Origin of the sequence: Serratia sp. B501 (genome assembly GCF_051172315.1) — a bacterium.
GTDB lineage: Bacteria > Pseudomonadota > Gammaproteobacteria > Enterobacterales > Enterobacteriaceae > Serratia > Serratia ureilytica.
Genome location: NZ_JBPIZB010000009.1, coordinates 122,522 through 140,083 on the forward strand (window position 1 = coordinate 122,522; position 17,562 = coordinate 140,083).

Consider the following 17,562-nt stretch of genomic DNA (forward strand, 5'->3'; position numbering starts at 1 on the left):
ACACATAACAGCGGCAAGCCTGCTTTATTTCTTATCCAGAGGCCTTCGGCCGACTTTCAGGAGTGATAATGCAGGTCTTACACGTATGTTCTGAAATGTTCCCCCTGCTGAAAACGGGCGGACTCGCAGACGTGGTTGGCGCGCTGCCGGCGGCGCAAATCGCCGAAGGCGCCGATGTTCGGGTGCTATTGCCCGCTTTCCCTGACGTACGCAACGGCATACCCGACACCGTGCTGGTGGCGGAGATAGACTCGTTCGCCGGCCGTGTCGGCCTGCGTTACGGCACCTACCATGGCGTGGGCATTTACCTGATCGATGCGCCCTGGCTGTATGACCGGCCGGGCAGCCCATACCACGATCAGTCCATGTACGCCTACCCCGACAACCACCGGCGCTTTGCGCTGCTGGGCTGGATGGCCTGCGAGCTGGCCAAGGGGCTGGATCGCTACTGGCGTCCGCAGCTGGTGCACGCCCACGACTGGCATGCCGGCCTGAGCTGCGCCTATCTGGCCGCCAACGGCCACCCGGCGCGTTCGGTGTTCACCGTGCACAACCTGGCCTATCAGGGCCTGTTCTCCGCCCATCACGTGACCGAGCTGTGGCTGCCGGCGTCGTTTTACGATGTTTATGGCCTGGAGTTCTACGGCCAGATGTCGTTCCTCAAGGCCGGGTTGTTTTATGCCGACCACGTGACCGCCGTCAGCCCGACCTATGCGCGCGAGATCACCCGGCCGGAGTTTGGCTACGGCATGGAGGGGCTGCTGCAGGAGAGGCAGCGGCAAGGCAGGTTGAGCGGCATCCTCAACGGCGTGGACGACAAGATTTGGGATCCGGCCCACGACCCGCGGCTGAGCGCCCGCTACGACGCCGACGATCTGAAAAGCAAGGTCAAAAACAAGCTGCATCTGCAAAAGGCCATGGGGCTGAAGGTGGACGAATCGCTGCCGGTATTCGCGGTGGTGAGCCGATTGACCAGCCAGAAAGGCCTCGATCTGGTGCTGCAGGCGTTGCCCGAATTGCTGGCGCAGGGCGGGCAGTTGGCGCTGCTGGGCGCCGGCGACGCGGTGCTGCAGCAGGCGTTTCTGGCCGCCGCCGCCGACTACCCTGAGCAGGTCGGCGTGCAGATCGGTTATCACGAATCCTTCTCCCACCGCATCATCGGCGGCGCCGACGTCATTCTGGTGCCGAGCCGCTTCGAGCCCTGCGGCCTGACGCAGCTCTACGGCCTGAAATACGGCACGCTGCCGCTGGTGCGCCGCACCGGCGGACTGGCGGACACGGTCGTGGACTGCGCGCTGGAGAACCTGGCCGACGGCACCGCCAGCGGCTTCGTGTTCGACGATTGCGACGCCGTCGCGCTGGGCAACGCCATCCGCCGCGCCATGGTGCTGTGGAGCCGGCCGAAACACTGGCGCCACGTTCAGCGCCACGCCATGAGCGTGGACTTCGGCTGGCCGGTGGCGGCGAAAGAGTATTTATCGCTTTATCAACGCTTGTAGCCCGCGCTTCGCGTCGCGGGTTGACGCGCGGCGGGCAACCGTAAGGGTAGATTGTCGGGGCGCAGCGTACCGCGCCCATGTTCAGCGGGGCCCGCTATTCCGCGGCGGATGGCTGGGCTCCCCATTAGGGATTAAAAGCCATGACTTCACCGTTTAGTTACACCTCACCTACGGTCAGTGTGGAAGCGCTGAAACATTCCATTGCCTATAAGCTGATGTTTATCGTCGGCAAGGATCCGGCGATCGCCAACCGCCACGACTGGCTCAACGCCGTCCTGTTCGCGGTGCGCGATCGCATGGTGGAGCGCTGGCTGCGCTCCAACCGCGCCCAGCTGTCTCAAGACGTGCGGCAGGTGTATTACCTGTCGATGGAGTTCCTGATCGGCCGCACGTTGTCGAACGCGCTGCTGTCGATGGGCATTTATCAGGACATCGACAACGCGTTGAACGAGATGGGGCTGAACCTGGCGGAGCTGCTGGAGGAAGAGAACGACCCCGGGCTCGGTAACGGCGGTCTGGGCCGGCTGGCGGCCTGCTTCCTCGATTCGCTGGCGACGCTGGCGCTGCCGGGGCGCGGCTACGGCATTCGCTATGAGTACGGCATGTTCAAGCAGAACATCGTCAACGGCCAACAGATGGAATCGCCGGACTACTGGCTGGAGTATGGCAATCCGTGGGAGTTTCCGCGCCACAACACCCGCTACAAGGTACGCTTCGGCGGCCGGGTGCAGCAGGAGGGGGCCAAGGCCCGCTGGCTGGAGACCGAAGAGATCGTGGCCATCGCCTACGATCAGGTGATCCCCGGTTTCGACACCGACGCCACCAACACGCTGCGGTTGTGGGGCGCGCAGGCCAGTAACGAGATCAACCTCGGCAAGTTCAATCAGGGCGATTACTTCGCGGCGGTGGAAGATAAAAACCATTCGGAGAACGTGTCGCGCGTGCTCTATCCGGACGATTCGACCTCCTCCGGGCGTGAATTGCGCTTGCGACAAGAGTATTTCCTGGTGTCGGCCACGGTGCAGGATATTCTCAATCGCCATTGGCTGATGCACAAAACCTTCGACAACCTGGCGGACAAGATCGCCATTCACCTCAACGACACTCACCCGGTGTTGTCGATTCCGGAGCTGATGCACCGGCTGATCGACGAGCACAAGTTCAAGTGGCTCGACGCCTGGGAAGTGGTGGAGCAGGTATTCTCCTACACTAACCACACGCTGATGAGCGAGGCGCTGGAGACCTGGCCGGTGGACATGCTCGGCCGCATCTTGCCGCGCCATCTGCAGCTGATTTTCGAGATCAACGATCACTTCCTCAAAATGGTGCAGGAGGTGGCGCCGGGCGACAACGATCTGCTGGCGCGGGTCTCGATCATCGACGAAACCAACGGCCGTCGGGTGCGCATGGCGTGGCTGGCGGTGGTGGCCAGCCACAAGGTCAACGGCGTTTCCGCCCTGCATTCCGAACTGATGGTGCAGTCGCTGTTCGCCGACTTCGCCCGGCTGTTCCCGACTCGTTTCTGCAACAAAACCAACGGGGTGACGCCGCGTCGTTGGCTGGCGCTGGCCAACCCGCCGTTGGCGGCGGTGCTGGACGACTGCATCGGCCAAACCTGGCGCACCGATCTCAGCCAGCTGAGCGAGATCAAGGCCAACATCGATTACCCGAGCTTCCTGCAGGCGGTGCAGCGCGCCAAGCGGCAGAACAAGGAGCGGCTGGCGCTGTACATCGCCAAAACGCTCAACGTGGTGGTTAACCCGGATGCGCTGTTCGACGTGCAGATCAAACGCATTCACGAGTACAAACGGCAGTTGCTCAACGTGTTGCACGTCATCACGCTGTATAACCGTTTACTGGCCGACCCTGATATCGAGCGCGTGCCGCGGGTGGTGATCTTCGCCGGCAAGGCGGCCTCGGCCTACTATGCCGCCAAGCAGATCATCCGCCTGATCAACGACGTGGCCAAAGTGATCAACAACGATCCGCGCGTGCATACCCAGTTGAAGGTGGTGTTCATTCCGAACTACGGCGTCAGCCTGGCGCAGATCATCATCCCGGCGGCGGATCTGTCGGAACAGATCTCGCTGGCGGGCACCGAAGCCTCGGGCACCAGCAATATGAAGTTCGCGCTGAACGGCGCGCTGACCATCGGCACGCTGGACGGCGCCAACGTCGAGATGCGCGAGCACGTGGGGGAGGAGAACATCTTTATCTTCGGCAATACCGCCGAGCAGGTCGAGGAACTGCGCCGCAACGGTTACAACCCGCGCCAGTTCTACGAGCAAGACCCAGAGCTGCATCAGGCGCTGACGCAGATCGCCACCGGCATGTTCAGCCCTGAGGAGCCGAAGCGCTATGGCAATTTGTTCGACTCGCTGGTGAACCTCGGCGACCACTATCAGCTGTTGGCGGATTACCGCAGCTATGTGGACACGCAGGACAAGGTGGACGAGGTGTATCTCAATCAGGACGAGTGGACGCGGCGCGCGGTGCTGAATATCGCCAATATGGGTTACTTCTCATCCGATCGCACCATTCAGGAATATGCGGATGAAATTTGGCACATTAAGCCGGTGAAGCTGTAAAGCGGGACAGGAAAAAAGCAAAGGGCCGGATAACCGGCCCTTTTTCGTCACGCTGCGGCTCAGGAAGCCAGCGACAGAGCTTTCGTTTTCGCGTGTTCTGCCAGCCAGGCTTTCACGCGCGCCTGCTGCGCCTCGTCCAGCCACATGCCCAGCTTGGTGCGGCGCCAGATAGCGTCGTCCAGCTCTACGACCCACTCTTTCTCGGTCAGGTAGCGCAGTTCGGCTTCATACAGACCGTGGCCGAAATCTTCGCCCAGATCGGCGAGGCCGTTGGCACCGGCCAGGATCAGCTCGCTCTGGCTGCCGTAGGTGCGGGCATAGCGGCGCGCCAGGGCTTCCGGCAGCCAGCCGTGCGCGCGGCGCAGTTTGGCCGCGTAACCGTCGCGGTCGCCGTCGATGTCACCGCCCGGCAGCGTGGCGTTTTTGGTCCACGCCGGGCCGCAGCCTGGGTAGTAGTGGGCCAGTTTTTCCATCGCATGTTCGGCCAGCTTGCGGTAGGTGGTCAGCTTGCCGCCGAAGACCGACAGCAGCGGCGCCTTGCCTTGCTCGTCGTGCACGTCCAGCGTGTAATCGCGGGTGATCGCCTGCGGTGAATCGGACTCGTCGTCGCACAGCGGACGCACGCCGGAGTAAGTCCAGACGATGTCGTCGCGGCCCAACTGCTTCTTGAAGTGATCGTTGTACACTTTCAGCAGATAAGCGATTTCGTTCTCGTCGATCTTCACGTCTTTCGGATCGCCTTTGTACTCCACGTCGGTGGTGCCGATGATGGAGAACTCGTCATTCCACGGGATCACGAACACGATGCGGTGGTCTTCGTTCTGCAGAATGTAAGACTGCGGCTGATCGTGCACGCGCGGCACCACGATGTGGCTGCCTTTGATCAGACGGATGCCGTAAGGCGATTTCAGCTTCAGGCCGTCGTCGAAGAAGTTTTTCACCCACGGGCCGGTGGCGTTCACCAGGCCTTTGGCGCGCCAGGTGAAGGTTTTGCCGCTGTCGATATCGACCGCTTCCACCATCCACAGGCCGTTTTCGCGCCATGCGCGGGTCACTTTGGTGCGGGTGCGTACTTCGCCGCCGCGTTTTTCCACTTCCTGCGCGTTCAGCACCACCAGGCGAGCATCGTCGACCCAGCAGTCGGAATATTCGAAACCGCGCTTCAGTTCAGGCTTCAGCACCGATTCTGGTCCAAAGCGCAACCCCTTGCTGCCCGGCAGGCTGGTGCGTTTGCCCAGGTGATCGTACAGGAACAGGCCGATACGGATCATCCAGGCCGGACGCAGATGCGGCTGGTGCGGCAGGCGGAAACGCATCGGGAACGCGATGTGCGGCGCCAGTTTCAGCAGCACTTCACGTTCGGCCAGCGCTTCGCTCACCAGACGGAATTCGTAGTGTTCCAGGTAGCGCAGGCCACCGTGGATCAGTTTGGAACTGGCGGAAGACGTAGCACAGGCCAAGTCTTGCGCTTCCAGTAGCAGTACCGACAGCCCGCGCCCGGCAGCATCCGCCGCGATGCCGGCACCGTTGATGCCGCCACCGATAACGATCAAGTCTTTGGTTTCCACGTCATCTTCCTCCAGATGTTCGAAATAGCTCTTTCATGTTCGTTTTCGCTCATGATTGTAATCAAAAACCAACAAGCAAGCCAAGACTTAACCAAACAAAAACATTTAGGCGTGATAGAGGTAACAGTTTGGTGATGATAGTCACACAAGTAGCATGGATATGGCGCGGGCGCGCAAACGGCTGTCGGTGAGGGAGGCTAAAGGGATGAAACGGGGCGGCGGCGCGCCCCGCAGGTTAAGGCCGAATCAGCACAGCTCCAGCTGCACGTCGTACTGTTCGATGATTTTCATCACGCTCGGCGGCGGCAGCTGGTCGGTAAACAGGTAGTCGATCAGGTTCATGTTGCCCAGGTTGACCATGGCGTTGCGGCCGAATTTGGAGTGGTCGGTCACCAGCATCACGCAGCGGGAATTTTCGATAATCGCGCGTTTGGTGCGCACTTCGTGATAATCGAATTCGAGCAGCGAGCCGTCCATATCGATGCCGCTGATGCCGAGAATGCCGAAATCGAGGCGGAATTGGGAGATGAAGTCCAGGGTGGCTTCGCCCATGATGCCGCCGTCGCGGGTGCGCACTTCGCCGCCGGCCAGGATCAGGCGGAAGTCTTCCTTGGCGGTCAGCAGGGTGGCGACGTTAAGGTTGTTGGTGACCACGCGCAGGTTCTTGTGGTTCATCAGCGCATGGGCCACCGCCTCCGGCGTGGTGCCGATATCGATGAACAGCGTGGCGCCGTCCGGGATCTGGCTGGCGACGCGCTGCGCGATGCGGGCTTTCTCTTCCGACCACATCACCTTGCGATCGTTATAGGCAGCGTTGACCGAGCTGGAAGGCAGCGCCGCGCCGCCGTGGTGACGCTGGATCTTGTTCTGGTCGGCCAGGTCATTCAAATCGCGGCGAATCGTTTGCGGGCTGACGTCAAAATGCTCGACCAGCTCTTCCGTGCTGACGTAACCCTGCAGGCGCACCAGCTCGATAATTGCGTCATGACGCTGTGTTTGCTTCACGATAATCCCCTAAAACGCCCGCTATGCCCGCTGGGCATAGCTCCCGGCTGTTATTGTTCGTTGTGTGCGCGATGACGCGTATCCCAAAATGCCATCAATAACCCTAACACTAAACCGGCTACGTGTGCCGCGTTGGCGATCGACATTCCTAAAATATCGAAATATCCGGCCACCAGCCACAGCACCGAGAACACCATCAGGCCGCGCGGCAGCATCAGGCCGCGCTCCGGCGCCCGTTCGCCCGACAGCCAGACATAGCCCATCAGCGCATAGACCACGCCCGACAGCCCGCCGAACAGCGCGCCGCTGAACAGCGATTGTGCCCAGCCGCTGAAGAACGCCGACACCACCGCCAGCACGAACAGCTTGCCGGCGCCGAGGCGTTTTTCCATCTGGCCGCCGAGATACCACCACCACATCAGGTTAAACAGGATATGCAGCAGGGAGAAATGCAGGAACGCATGGCTGATCCAGCGCCACAGCTGGGTGTATTGGCTGCTGTCCTGCGGCCAGGAGAGCCAGTACATCACGGTATCGTCGCCGAGCGCCTGCATCAGAATATAGACTGCGATGCACAGCACCATCACGCCGAGCGTCAGCGGCCCGGCTTTGCTGCGCAGGGTGTGCAGGTAGGACTCGCTCTGATAGTGCAGGCCGGCGTCGGTATGGCCGGTCTGCCAGCTGGCGGCCTGATAACGGCGGTTGAGCGGATCGACCAGAAACTGCTGCAGCTCGTGTTGCACCTGCTCGAGGTGACCTTCGTCGGCCAGCCAGATTTCCGCCGCCTCGCCGCTGTTGCGCAGCTCAAGCCGGATGCCCTGGGTCGCCATATAGTCGACAAAGGCCAGCGCCAGGCGCGGGTTGGATACGGCGATTACTCTAACCATTGCTCTTCCGTCGTAAGTGAATGATTTTGGCCGCCGCTTGCGCGCCGGCAACCCTGACGGCCGATTATAACGTCGAAATCCTGAGCGCTGGCAAACGGATCTGCGAAAAACCCGCGAAAACGCGCATAAAAACGAAGGGGAAGCCCGCCGACGCAGGGCGGGCGGCGGGGATCAGGCTGAGGTTTCCACGTCTTGCGGATACTGACGGGCCCAGGCCTCGAAGCCGCCGTCGATGCTGTAAACCGCGTCGAACCCCTGGTGCAGCAGGTATTGCGCCGCGCTGCGGCTGCTGTTGCCGTGGTAGCACATCACCATCACCGGCCGCTCGAAGTCGTTTTGTTGCATAAAGGCCGACAGGGTGGCGTTGGTGAGGTGAAAGGCGCCCGGCGTATGCCCGGCTTCAAAACTTTGCGGATCGCGGATGTCGACCAGGGCGGCGCTGCCCTCTTTCCAGCGGGTGTAAGCCTGTTCAACGTTGATCGCTTCGAACTGTTCCATACTGCTGACTGCCTCATTATTGGGGGACGCCGCTATTGTAACCAACTCTGCGGCGTTTAAGACCAGAGCAAGCTTGTGGTTTTCTCACACCAGCAGCACTTCTACCCCTTGTTGACGCAGTTGCTCAACGATCGCCGAATCGGCGGCGCGGCCGGTGATCACTATGGCGATTTGCTCGGTACGGCTGAACAGCATGCCGGCGCGTTGGCCGACTTTGCTGCTGTCGACCAGCACCACCAGTTTACCGACGTAATTGAGCATCTTCTGTTCCGCCATCGCGGTCAGCATATCGGTTTTATACAGGCCGTCAGCGGTGAGGCCGATACCGCTGGTGAACATCCAGTGCCCGGCGTACAGGGTGGCGTCGCCGTCCTGGGGCGCCAGAGTAATCGACTGGGTTTTGTTGTACTGGCCTCCCATGATCACCACGCTGTCGTGTTCCTGCTCGATCAGGTAATTGGCCAGCGGTAGATAATTGGTGATCACCTGAACCGGCTTGCCGCAAATTTCACGGCCCAACAGAAATGCGGTGGAGCCGCAATTGATCACCACGCTTTCACCCGGCTGACAGAGCTGTGCCGCGGCCGCCGCAATACGCATTTTTTCGTCCAGGTGCTGAGTTTGGTGGATATTGAGCGGCGTCCAGGCCGGGCGCGGAGTTTGTGTGGCTTCGGCGCCGTTGCGCACTTTGCGCAATTTGCCGATTTCATTCAGTTTGTTGATGTCCCGGCGCGCGGTGGCTGGAGAGATGTCAAACGCCGCGATGACGTCCGCCACGGAGATTTGCCCCTTGCGCTGCAAGAGATCGAGAATGGCGTTGTGGCGTTGGGACTCTGTCATGCGGGCTCCGTCGGAGAGAGAAAACGTCGTTGCCTATGATTATATGCGCGCCGTTTGACGATTTGAATCATTCCCGTTCAAAAGCGCGCATCCGTATGCAACACCGGTTGATTACAAGAAAGACTTGAAGGGCAGATCGGGTTCGAGGGTGAAGCAATCATCGAAACCGCGCGGGTAGTGGTACTCCAGATTGTCTTTATCCTGCGGCCAGATGAACTTGCCGCCAACCTGCCAGATAAACGGTTTAAAACCGTATTTGAGCCGGTCTTTCTTCATTTCCCACAGCACGCGAATTTCCTGCGGATCCGCCTGGAAATTCGACCATATGTCATGGTGGAAGGGGATAACGACCTTGGCGTTCAGCGATTCCGCCATGCGCAAGATGTCGGCGCTGGTCATCTTGTCGGTAATGCCGCGCGGGTTCTCGCCGTAGGAACCGAGGGCGACATCGATCTGATGATCGTTGCCGTGCTTGGCGTAATAGTTGGAGTAGTGGGAATCGCCGCTGTGATAAAGGTTGCCGCCCGGCGTTTTGAACAGGTAGTTGACCGCCCGCAGGTCCATGCCGTCCGGCAGAACGCCCGCCGCTTTTTGTTCCACCGGCAGTGTGATGAGCGCCGTGCGATCGAAGGCGTCCAGCGCATGAATTTCAATGTCTTTGATTTTTATCACGTCGCCAGGTTTGACGGTGATGCAGCGCTCAGGCGGCACACCCCAACCAATCCAGATATCCACGCAGCTTTGCGGCCCGATAAACGGAACGGTGGCGGCGCAATTTTGCAACACCGCCGCGGCGACGTTCACATCGATGTGATCGTTGTGGTCGTGCGTGGCCAAGACGGCGTCGAGCTGGGTAATCGCGAAGGGATCCAGTACGAATGGGGTAGTGCGCAGGTTAGGCTGCAGCTTGCGCACCCCCGCCATTCGCTGCATTTGGTGGCCGGTTTTCATCAGTGGGTTGCCGTGGCTTTGCTTGCCGGTACCGCACCAAAAGTCGACGCACAGATTGGCGCTTTCTTCGGATTTGAGCCAGATACCGGTACAGCCCAGCCACCACATGGCGAAGGTGCCGGGCGCAACTTTCTCCTGCTCTATCTCTTCGTTCAGCCAGGTGCCCCATTCGGGAAAGGTGTTCAATATCCAGGATTCGCGGGTGATGTCGTTGACTTTACTCATGGGTCGTTCCTCGTTGGCGGTGATAATGCAATCACAAATAATCATTTAAAGATTTTATGTGATTTGTTTTGATCGAATCTAGCACCGTTTTTTTCAACTGACAACGATCGAAATACACGTTAACACCGCCGGATTTACGTGCTGCGCCGTCCTTTTATCTCCTTTTTGTTTGATTAACTGCTATTAAATTCAATGAGTAATAAAATGTAAGCCGTCTAATTCATTGAATGTTAGTGGAATTGATTTTTAACTTGCGAGGTTGTTCACAAATAATCATTTGTGATCTTTTTGTGATTTATTGTGATTGGTATGGTGAAGGCGTTACCTGCATGCCAACCTTTTCGGGAGAGCCGTATGGAAACTCTTTACACCATCTTCACCGTCTTTTTTAACCAGGTGATGACCAATGCGCCGCTGCTGTTGGGGCTGGTTACGCTGCTGGGTTACACGTTGCTGCGCAAAAGCGCGGCGGTCATTATCAAAGGCACGATCAAAACCATTATCGGTTTCATGTTGCTGCAAGCCGGTTCCGGCATCCTGACTGGCACGTTCAAACCGGTGGTGGCGAAGCTGTCCGAGGTGTACGGCATCAACGGGGCGATTTCAGATACCTATGCCTCGATGATGGCCACCATCGATCGGATGGGGGAGGCCTATAGCTGGGTCGGCTACGCGGTCTTGCTGGCGCTGGCGCTGAACATACTCTACGTGTTGTTGAGGCGCATTACCGGCATCCGCACCATCATGCTTACCGGCCATATCATGTTTCAGCAGGTGGGGTTGATCGCGGTATTTTTCTACATTCTGGGCTACGGCATGTGGACAACGGTATTGTGCAGCGCGCTGTTGGCTTCACTGTATTGGGGCATCACGTCCAACATGATGTTCAAACCGACGCAGGCGGTGACGGAAAACAGCGGTTTCTCCATCGGGCACCAACAGCAGTTCGCTTCGTGGCTGGCGTATAAGGCAGCGCCGTATCTCGGTAAAAAAGAGGACAGCGTGGAAGATCTGAAGCTGCCCGGGTGGCTGAACATTTTCCATGACAACATCGTTTCCACCGCCATCGTGATGACGCTGTTCTTCGGCATCATTCTTTGCTCGTTCGGCTTGGATACCCTGCAGGCGATGGCCGGTAAAACCCACTGGAGCATCTATATCCTGCAAACCGGGCTGATGTTCGCGGTGGCGATTTTCATCATCGTGCAGGGCGTGCGCATGTTCGTCGCCGAATTGACCGAGGCCTTCAATGGGATTTCCCAACGCCTGATCCCCGGTGCGGTACTGGCCATCGACTGCGCCGCCATCTATAGCTTCGCGCCCAACGCCGTGGTGTGGGGCTTTATGTGGGGCACCATCGGCCAATTGATCGCCGTCGGCATCCTCCTGGCGTGCGGCGCTTCCATCATGATCATCCCCGGTTTCATTCCCATGTTCTTCTCTAACGCCACCATCGGCGTGTTCGCTAACCACTTTGGCGGCTGGCGCGCGGCGATGAAGATCTGCCTGGTGATGGGGATGATAGAGATCTTGGGCTGCGTGTGGGCCATCAAGCTGACCGGGCTGAGCGCCTGGATGGGAATGGCGGACTGGTCGATTCTGGCACCGCCGCTGATGCAAGGGCTGAGCTTCGGCCTGTGGTTTATGGGCGTGGTGATCGCCATCGCGCTGCTGTACATGTTCTTCGCCGGGCGCACCCTGCGCGCGGAGGAAGATGCTGAAAAACAATCGGTTGAACCAGCGTCACGTTAATAGGAGTGCAGATTATGACGGTACGAATCCTGGCGGTGTGCGGTTGCGGACAAGGCAGTTCCATGATCATGAAAATGAAAGTCGACCAATTTTTAACGCAGCAAGGCGTGGATCATTCGGTCAACAGCTGTGCGGTGGGGGAATACAAATCCGAGTTGAGCGGGGCTGACATCATCATCGCTTCCACCCATGTCGCGGATGAGATCGTCGTCAGCGGCAACAAATACGTGGTCGGGGTGCGCAATATGCTCTCGGCGGCCGACTTTGGTCCGAAGCTGATGGAAGTCATCGGCGCGCATTTTCCGCAAGATTTGAAGCAGTGAGGAGCGAGCCATGAAGCTGAGCGATTCGTTGGCGCAGAACAACGCTATTCACCTGCAGGCGGAGGCTGCCGACTGGCGTCAGGCGGTGCGGCTGGGGGTCGATCTGCTGGTGGCCGCCGGCGTGGTGGAGCCTCGCTATTTCGACGCCATTCTGGCCGGCGTCGAACGGCACGGCCCTTACTTCGTGTTGGCGCCCGGCCTGGCGATGCCGCATGGTCGGCCGGAGGAAGGGGTGCTGAAAACCGGCTTCGCCTTGGTCACCTTGAAAACGCCGGTGTGCTTCGGCGATGAGGACAACGATCCGATAGATATCTTGATCACCATGGCGGCGGTGGACGCCAAAACGCATCAGGAGGTGGGCATCATGCAAGTGGTTAACCTGTTCGAAGATGAGGCGAACTTCGATCGCTTGCGGGCCTGTCGCCGGGCGGGTGAGGTACTGGCGTTGATCGACAAAACGTCCGCGGCGGCGGCGAATTGAAGGAGACATGCAATGAAAACGCATTTACCGATGCTGCAAGTGGCGCTGGATAACCTGTCCATGGCCGCGGCTTACAATACGACGCGCCTGATCGCGGCCGAAGTCGACATCATTGAGGTCGGAACTATTTTGTGCGTGGCGGAAGGCGTACGGGCCGTGCGCGATCTGAAAGCGCTGTATCCGGATCGCATCGTGTTGGCGGACGCGAAAATCGCCGATGCGGGGCAAATTTTGGCGCGGATGTGCTTCGAGGCGCACGCCGACTGGATCACGGTGATCTGCTGCGCTGACATCAATACGGCCAAGGGCGCGCTGCAGGTGGCGCATGAGTTCGGTGGCGACGTGCAGATCGAACTGACGGGGTTTTGGACCTGGGAACAGGCGCAGGCGTGGCGTGAGGCGGGTATTGGTCAGGTGGTGTATCACCGCAGCCGTGACGCGCAGGCGGCGGGCGTCGCCTGGAGCGATGACGATATCCGCGCGGTTCATCGCCTGAGCGAGATGGGTTTCAAGGTGACGGTTACCGGCGGATTGTCATTGGCGGATTTGCCTCTGTTCCGGGGCATTCCCATCCATGTTTTTATCGCCGGGCGCAGCATTCGCGATGCCGCCGATCCGGTCGCGGCGGCGCGGGAATTTAAACGCGTCATCGCCCAACTGTGGGGCTGAGGAGCGGTTATGTTGCAAAAATCCGTACCGTTGGGCATCTACGAGAAGGCGTTGCCGCCGGGCGAGGACTGGCTGACGCGCTTGCAACTGGCGGGGGAGTTGGGATTCGATTTCGTTGAAATGTCGATCGATGAAAGCGACGGCCGTCTGGCGCGGCTGGATTGGAACAGCGAGCAGCGACTGGCGCTGATCGGCGCCGTTGCGGCCAGCGGTGTGCGCGTCCCTTCTTTGTGCCTTAGCGCCCATCGGCGTTTTCCGTTGGGCAGTGAAGACGACAGGACGCGCGAGCGGGGGCTGGAGATCATGCGCAAGGCCATCCGGCTGGCGCAGGATACCGGCATACGGGTGATCCAACTAGCCGGATATGACGTTTATTACCAACAGGCTACTACGCAGACCCGCGCCCGGTTCCGCGCCGGCTTGGCGCAGGCGGTGGAGATGGCCAGCCGTGCGCAGGTCATGCTGGCGATGGAAATCATGGATTATGCGCTGATGAATTCGATCAGTAAGGCGCTGGGTTATGTCCACTACCTGAATAACCCATGGTTTCAGCTGTACCCGGACATCGGCAATTTGTCTGCCTGGGACAACGATGTGCAGATGGAGCTCGTAGCCGGACGCGGGCATATCGTGGCGGTGCACGTTAAGGATACGCGGCCGGGAGAGTTTAAGAACGTGCCGTTCGGCGAGGGCGTGGTCGATTTCACCCGCTGCTTCGAAACGCTGCTTGCGAGCGGCTATCGCGGCCCCTATCTGCTCGAAATGTGGAGCGAGAAGGCGCCCGACCCGCTGCAGGCGGTGCGGGAGGCGCGTGCCTGGGTGGTTGAACGCATGGCAGAGGCCGGGTTGGAAATAGGGAGCTAACATGCTGGAACAACTGAAATGGCGGGTCTACAAAGCCAATATGGCGCTGCCTGAGCACGGGCTGGTGACCTATACCTGGGGCAATGTCAGCGGCATCGATCGGGCCAGCGATCTGATGGTGATAAAACCCAGCGGCGTACCTTATGAAACGATGCGGGCGGAAGATATGGTGGTGGTGAATGCGCGAGGGGAGGTTGTTGAGGGGCAACTGCGGCCTTCATCTGATACGCCGACGCATCTGGCGCTGTACCGGGCATTCCCACAACTCGGCGGCGTCGTGCATACGCACTCCACTCACGCCACCGCCTGGGCCCAGGCGGGTGAGGCGATACCGGCGTTTGGCACCACCCATGCCGACTATTTTTCCGGCGACATTCCTTGCACCCGCGCGCTGACGGCGGAAGAGGTGGCGCGGGAATATGAATTGAACACCGGCCGGGTGATTATCGAAACCCTGTGCGGGCGCGAGCCGTTGCACATTCCCGGCATTCTGGCGTATCAGCATGGTCCGTTTAGTTGGGGCTGCTCGCCGGATGAGGCGGTGCATAACGCGGTGGTGCTCGAGGAGGTGGCTAAGATGGCTTGGATTAGCCGGGGCATTAACCCCGGCCTGCGCCGGATCGATGAACACCTGTCGGCGAAACATTTCAGCCGCAAACATGGCGCCGGCGCTTATTACGGCCAGCGCTGACTATCAGGCGCCGTACCCCATCATCTTCAGCAGCTGCTGCGCTTGCTGCACCGCTTCCTGGCGATGGGCCACGCCCAGCTTCTGGTATAGATTGCGGATATGGGTCTTGATGGTGGTGGCCGCTACATCCAACTCACCGGCGATCTGGTCGTTGCTGTAACCGGAATAGATCAGCCCCAGCACCTGCCATTCGCGTTGGGTCAACGGACTGGTGCGGATCAGTTCCGGCACCTGCGGATGGGTCAGCAGCTTATCGACGAAGTTCTCGTCGAAATGCGCGAACTTGTGCCGATGATGCTGGTTGATGTCGCGCAGGATGCGCTGGGCGCGATGCTGTTCCAGCTCCGGCAGCGTGTTGAGCTGGATCAGCTGGCGCAGCTGCTGCGCCATCGCTTCGCCTTCGATGACGAAGTGGCTGATAAAGCCGGTGCGGTTGGCCAGCGACAGCGCTTCGATCAGCGCCTGCTGCGCTTCGCCCTTGCGCTCTTGCAGCCAGTAGAGCTGGTTGCTGAGCAGCAGATTGCGGTTGAGATCGCTCACCAGCCGCAGGCGGCGGGCATTTTCGTTCAGTTCATCCAGCACCACGCCGGCCTCTTCATACTGGCCGAGCAGGATCTGCACTCGCGCGATGTTGCGCCATTGGCCCTGCGTGAAGTGGTTGTCAGCCATGCCGGGCTTTTCGGTGTGGCGCAGCCACTGGGTGGCGGCGGCGGTGTCGCCGGTCATCTGCCAGTGGATCACCCGCGACTTGTCGGTGTTGGTCAGCCAGTCGCGATGATAGTGGGCGCCGTGCAGCAGGGTTTCGCAGCGCTGCAGATGGGTATTGGCGTTGTCCAGATCGCCGCGCGCCAGCGAGCATTTGGCCAACATGGCGATGCACTGCAGCTGCTGCTGCGGTTGGTAGTTGGCCAGAATTTTCAGCCCGGCGCGCGCCGCGTCTTCCGCTTCGTCCAACCGCGACCACGACCACAGGATCTGGGCGCGGATGCGCAGCAGGAATTCGTGCATCGGCAACTGTTCCAGGTGCTGCTCGCGGATCAGTTCGAACGCCTTATCCTGGGTTTCGTAAGCGGCCTGCAGGAAGCCTTGGGCGATAAGGATTTCGCTCTGCTGCAGCAGCGCCCAGAGCGCGTAATGGTTGGCCTGATGACGACGCGCCATCTGCTCGGTCTGCTGCATCATCGGCAGCGCGCGCGCCAGTTCGCCCTTGCAGTGGTGCACTTCGCCGGTCACCGAGGTGGCGACGATGCGGCTGTAGTAGCTGGACAGCGGCAGGAACTTCAACGCTTCGGTCGCCAGCCGCTCGGCTTCTTCCGGTTTGCCGGCGTTGATCGCCACCTGGGCGCGCAAGGCGTCGAACTCGGCGTGCAGCGTTTGGTCTATCTCGATTTTCTGTTCGCGCATGGTGCGCTCGGCGCGCTCCAGCAGGGTGTTGACCTCGCTGTAGCGGTGCTGGCTCTGCGCCAGCCAGGCCTGCAGCAGCGCCAGCTCGGGGTTTTGGATCAGGCGCTCATACGGCAGCGCGTTGAGGCACTCCTCCAGCAAGGCCAGTTCGCTGTGGTGGAACAGCGACCAGGCGTGTTGCAGCAGGATATCGCGCAGCATGCTGACGTCGCTGGCCGCCAGCGCGTGGTGAATGGCCTCCGCCGGATACCCCAGCGCCAGCCAGCCTTCGGCGGCGGCGCGGTGCAACCCCGGCAGTTCCAGCGCCAGTTCCCACTGGCAACGCTGGCGCAGGAAAGAGGCGAACAGCGGGTGGAAGTTGAACCATTCGCCGGTGTCGTCCATGCGGTGGATAAACAGCCCCTGGCGCTCCAGCTCCTCCAGCCGCTGCTGGCCGTTGTCTTCGCCGGTCAGCCGCACGATCAGCGCATCGTTCATTGAGCGCAGCACCGAACAGCGCAGCAGGAAGGCGCGCGCATCGGCATCGACGTGATCCAGCACTTCGTCCACCAGATAGTCGGACAGATGGCTGGCGTTCAGCCCCGCCAGCCGCTTGGCCGACAGTTGGGCCGAGGAGGCGGATTGGCGGGCCGACAGCGCGATCAGCTGCAGCGCGGTGGCCCAGCCTTCGACTTCGTCGCACAGGCGGCTGCTGTCCTGCTGTTCCATCGGTGCCGCCAGGCGGCAATCGAAGAACTGTTTGGCTTCCTGATGGGTGAATGCCAGCTGCTGCGTGCCCATTTCCAGCAGCTGATCGCGCACCCGCAGGTTGGCGATGCCGAGCGGCGGCAGGGTGCGCGAGAGCAGGATCAGCGTCAGGTTTTCCGGCTGATGGCGCAGGAAAAAGCGCATGGCTTCGTGAATGGCGTCGTTGGTGATCAGGTGATAGTCGTCGATCACCAGGTACAGTGGCTGATGCCAGTCGGCCAGCTCGATAAACAGCTGGGCGAACAGCGCCGACAGGCTGGCGTACTGGTGCTTCTGGCTCAGCGCCTCGCTCTTGACGCAGCGGCCGCCGCTGGCCTGCTGCAGCGCCGCGATCAGGTAACTGGCGAAACGCTCCGGCTGGTTGTCGCTCTCATCCAGGGAATACCAGCCCAGATCGGCCTTGCCGGCCGCCCATTGGGCGATCAGCGTGGTTTTCCCGTATCCCGCCGGGCAATTGACCAGTGTCAGACGATAGTTGCCCGCGCTGGCCAGTTTGGCCAGCAGGCGATCGCGGATCACGGTATTTTGCAGCCGTACCGGGCGGCTCAGTTTTGATGGGATCAGCATAGT

The 17,562-nt window shown here is 60.2% G+C and carries 15 protein-coding genes; 8 read left to right on the forward strand and 7 right to left on the reverse strand.

What is annotated here, in order from left to right; translation table 11 throughout:
• Nucleotides 1-68 precede the first annotated feature (68 nt).
• On the forward strand, nucleotides 69-1,499 hold the full coding sequence (gene glgA / locus ACSBQV_RS21890) for a glycogen synthase GlgA (RefSeq protein ID WP_033645308.1): 1,431 nt from the start codon (nucleotides 69-71) through the stop codon (nucleotides 1,497-1,499).
• A gap of 140 nt (nucleotides 1,500-1,639) precedes the next feature.
• Nucleotides 1,640-4,087, forward strand: a complete 2,448-nt coding sequence (glgP, locus tag ACSBQV_RS21895) for a glycogen phosphorylase (protein ID WP_099784945.1) — start codon at nucleotides 1,640-1,642, stop codon at nucleotides 4,085-4,087.
• A gap of 59 nt (nucleotides 4,088-4,146) precedes the next feature.
• On the opposite strand, the gene glpD is transcribed toward glgP, so the two are convergent.
• From glpD to ulaG, 6 genes are all read right to left on the reverse strand, one after another.
• Nucleotides 4,147-5,655 carry a glycerol-3-phosphate dehydrogenase gene (glpD, locus tag ACSBQV_RS21900; protein WP_004930801.1) on the reverse strand — a complete coding sequence of 503 codons (1,509 nt, stop codon included), beginning with the start codon at nucleotides 5,653-5,655 and terminating at the stop codon, nucleotides 4,147-4,149.
• A gap of 246 nt (nucleotides 5,656-5,901) precedes the next feature.
• The gene (locus ACSBQV_RS21905; protein WP_197778302.1) at nucleotides 5,902-6,660 is read right to left on the reverse strand and encodes a DeoR/GlpR family transcriptional regulator; all 759 of its coding nucleotides are present in this window, start codon (nucleotides 6,658-6,660) and stop codon (nucleotides 5,902-5,904) included.
• 50 nt (nucleotides 6,661-6,710) lie between these two features.
• Nucleotides 6,711-7,547, reverse strand: a complete 837-nt coding sequence (gene glpG, locus ACSBQV_RS21910; protein WP_033651754.1) for a rhomboid family intramembrane serine protease GlpG — start codon at nucleotides 7,545-7,547, stop codon at nucleotides 6,711-6,713.
• Between the two features lie 171 nt (nucleotides 7,548-7,718).
• The gene (glpE, locus tag ACSBQV_RS21915; RefSeq protein WP_004930790.1) at nucleotides 7,719-8,045 is read right to left on the reverse strand and encodes a thiosulfate sulfurtransferase GlpE; all 327 of its coding nucleotides are present in this window, start codon (nucleotides 8,043-8,045) and stop codon (nucleotides 7,719-7,721) included.
• Nucleotides 8,046-8,129: 84 nt separating this feature from the next.
• Nucleotides 8,130-8,885 carry an HTH-type transcriptional regulator UlaR gene (gene ulaR / locus ACSBQV_RS21920; protein ID WP_099784949.1) on the reverse strand — a complete coding sequence of 252 codons (756 nt, stop codon included), beginning with the start codon at nucleotides 8,883-8,885 and terminating at the stop codon, nucleotides 8,130-8,132.
• 111 nt (nucleotides 8,886-8,996) lie between these two features.
• Nucleotides 8,997-10,061, reverse strand: a complete 1,065-nt coding sequence (gene ulaG, locus ACSBQV_RS21925) for an L-ascorbate 6-phosphate lactonase (protein WP_033645303.1) — start codon at nucleotides 10,059-10,061, stop codon at nucleotides 8,997-8,999.
• Between the two features lie 354 nt (nucleotides 10,062-10,415).
• Between ulaG and ulaA the strand changes: the two genes are divergently transcribed.
• Genes ulaA through ACSBQV_RS21955 form a run of 6 tightly spaced genes read left to right on the forward strand, consistent with a single transcriptional unit; the run spans nucleotide 10,416 to nucleotide 14,841 of the window.
• Nucleotides 10,416-11,813: a PTS ascorbate transporter subunit IIC gene (gene ulaA / locus ACSBQV_RS21930; RefSeq protein ID WP_033645302.1), complete on the forward strand. Its 1,398-nt coding sequence runs from the start codon at nucleotides 10,416-10,418 to the stop codon at nucleotides 11,811-11,813.
• Nucleotides 11,814-11,827: 14 nt separating this feature from the next.
• On the forward strand, nucleotides 11,828-12,136 hold the full coding sequence (gene ulaB, locus ACSBQV_RS21935; RefSeq protein ID WP_033645301.1) for a PTS ascorbate transporter subunit IIB: 309 nt from the start codon (nucleotides 11,828-11,830) through the stop codon (nucleotides 12,134-12,136).
• Between the two features lie 10 nt (nucleotides 12,137-12,146).
• Nucleotides 12,147-12,617: a PTS ascorbate transporter subunit IIA gene (gene ulaC / locus ACSBQV_RS21940; RefSeq protein WP_099784951.1), complete on the forward strand. Its 471-nt coding sequence runs from the start codon at nucleotides 12,147-12,149 to the stop codon at nucleotides 12,615-12,617.
• Between the two features lie 12 nt (nucleotides 12,618-12,629).
• Nucleotides 12,630-13,286 carry a 3-keto-L-gulonate-6-phosphate decarboxylase UlaD gene (locus ACSBQV_RS21945; RefSeq protein ID WP_033645299.1) on the forward strand — a complete coding sequence of 219 codons (657 nt, stop codon included), beginning with the start codon at nucleotides 12,630-12,632 and terminating at the stop codon, nucleotides 13,284-13,286.
• A gap of 9 nt (nucleotides 13,287-13,295) precedes the next feature.
• The gene (locus ACSBQV_RS21950; protein ID WP_099784953.1) at nucleotides 13,296-14,150 is read left to right on the forward strand and encodes an L-ribulose-5-phosphate 3-epimerase; all 855 of its coding nucleotides are present in this window, start codon (nucleotides 13,296-13,298) and stop codon (nucleotides 14,148-14,150) included.
• A gap of 1 nt (nucleotide 14,151) precedes the next feature.
• Complete coding sequence (locus ACSBQV_RS21955) at nucleotides 14,152-14,841, forward strand: L-ribulose-5-phosphate 4-epimerase (RefSeq protein WP_415640563.1); 690 nt, start codon at nucleotides 14,152-14,154, stop codon at nucleotides 14,839-14,841.
• Between the two features lie 3 nt (nucleotides 14,842-14,844).
• Here the strand turns inward: ACSBQV_RS21955 and malT are convergent, their stop codons facing one another.
• On the reverse strand, nucleotides 14,845-17,559 hold the full coding sequence (malT, locus tag ACSBQV_RS21960) for an HTH-type transcriptional regulator MalT (RefSeq protein ID WP_099784955.1): 2,715 nt from the start codon (nucleotides 17,557-17,559) through the stop codon (nucleotides 14,845-14,847).
• Nucleotides 17,560-17,562 lie beyond the last annotated feature (3 nt).